2 protein-coding genes and 1 pseudogene are annotated in these 1,870 nt (G+C 66.4%); 1 reads left to right on the forward strand and 2 read right to left on the reverse strand.

Features of this window, described 5'->3' with window-relative positions; translation table 11 throughout:
* Both JCM19049_RS12960 and JCM19049_RS12965 read right to left on the reverse strand, forming a co-directional pair.
* Positions 1 to 387: pseudogene (locus tag JCM19049_RS12960) on the reverse strand (hypothetical protein); the annotation flags it as partial.
* Positions 388 to 523: 136 nt separating this feature from the next.
* The gene (locus JCM19049_RS12965) at positions 524 to 1,345 is read right to left on the reverse strand and encodes a glycerophosphodiester phosphodiesterase family protein (protein ID WP_054821791.1); all 822 of its coding nucleotides are present in this window, start codon (positions 1,343 to 1,345) and stop codon (positions 524 to 526) included.
* 185 nt (positions 1,346 to 1,530) lie between these two features.
* On the opposite strand from JCM19049_RS12965, the gene JCM19049_RS12970 reads away from it, so the two are divergent.
* The coding region (locus tag JCM19049_RS12970; protein WP_374700314.1) for a DUF445 family protein at positions 1,531 to 1,870 on the forward strand (340 nt) is incomplete at its 3' end.

The raw sequence follows: 1,870 nt of genomic DNA on the forward strand, positions 1-1,870 counted from the left end.
GGCCTGGCCCGGGAAGTGCGAATGCCCGCGGTGCTGCCAGCCGCGCTCCTCACCGGCGAACCCCACCAGGTGCCCCGCGGTGTGCAGTGCGGCATGCAGTTTGCGCCGTTCGGCGTCGATGGTGGCCACCACCCGGTCCCCGACCTGCAGCCCGGTGGTTCCGTGGAGCACCACCAGGGATTCAATGCGCGATACGGTGACCGGTTGGCCATTGACGGTTCCGGTGTCCTCTGGCTGGCCGCCGCCGCGCGGATGGAAGATGTTCGGGCTCAGGGCGATGTACTGCCCCTCGTCATCGGCCCCGGCGGCAATGACCTCCGCCTCGTTCTCAAACAGGTAGGTGTCGAACAGGTAGGCCTGTTCCTGTGGGGATGTTAGCGTGTTCACGTTTTTCAGCTTAGCCGCAGATCACCGGCAAACGTTTGTTGAGCCGGTTCACCGACCGTAACCGAAGGCACGTGCACCGGTCGGGGCGTCTAGGCCAGGCCGGTGGCCCCGCGCAGCCAAGCGGGATGGTTGCTGGTCAGTTGGCGCACCCCCAGGCCGTGCAGGTAGCGCGCGTCCGCCGGCTCGTCAACGGTCCAGACCCGGGGCACCAGGCCTCCACCGATCCACCGCCGGACCAGGTCCTCGTTCTGGCGCACCCAGCCACGCCCGGCCCGACCATTCCCACGGTGCCGCGGCTGATCAGCTCCAGGCCTTCTTCGACCGAACGCTGCAGCACCCGGTACACCGCGGCACGGTCGGTCTGCCCGCTGGAGAGCAGTTCGTCGACCCATTCGGCGTCCACCTCCGTGATCAGCTGGCACAGCAGTTCGCGGTTGACCAGGTCCGCCAGGTAGCGGTTGGACTCCGGCTCAAAGCTCATCAGGCTCACTTGAATTTGCCCGTTGCTTCCGGCGGCGCCGGTTTCGCGGTTGAACCCGTGGACGTCGAGCACCTGCAGCACCGCGTCTTCCAGTCCGCGCCCAGCCGGGCTGGGATGCTTAATTTCCACGGCCAGCCCCACCGCGGCATGGCTGTGCTCAATCAGTGTGAGCAGTTCGTCCAGGGTGAGCAGCTGCTCGTGGATGTCCCCATAGGCGGCCGGAATCGGGGTGGAACGCAGCACCGTGAAGTCCAGCTCCTTCAGCTGCTTGACGGTGTACTGCGCCACTCGCCCTTCGCCGTTGGAGGTGCGGTTCACGGTGGGGTCGTGGTGGCAGACCACCACCTGGTCCGCGCTGAGGTGCACGTCGCATTCGATTCCGTCCGCACCTTCGGCAATGGCCTGCAGGTAGGCGGCACGGGTGTTTTCGGCGAATTGTGCCGAGCTTCCGCGGTGGGCGTAGAAGAGAGTGCTCATGCCCCTACGCTACTGGCCAGTCACCGCCCGGTGCACGGTCCTCGGGTTGTGTGTTGGCCAAGAGCCGGCGAACTTCGAAAAATGGTCAGCGCACCGGTCGCGGCCCAGCGTGCCAGGGTCTACCGTGCGTTAAAGTGGTGCGCATGTCCCAGCTTTTGGAGCCGCGCGCCGCTGCCCTACGCCGGATGAAACGCGTGGCCCTGTCACTGCTGCTGCTGATGTTCGTGCTTTTTGTGGCCGGGCTGCTGCTGCAGGGCCTGTGGCCCGCCTTCGCCTATCTTCGGGCGGCCGCCGAGGGCGGGATGGTCGGTGCGCTGGCCGACTGGTTTGCGGTGACCGCGTTGTTCCGCCACCCGCTGGGCCTGCCGATTCCGCATACGAACCTGATTCAGCGCAAGAAGGACGAACTGGGCGCCTCGCTGGGCAGTTTTGTCCAGGAAAACTTCCTGAACCCTGCGGTGGTGGGCCGCAAGCTACTCGAAGCCAGGCTGCTGGCCCGCGCCGGCGGCTATTTGGCCAGCCGGC

The sequence above is a fragment of the Arthrobacter sp. JCM 19049 genome, from assembly GCF_001310435.1.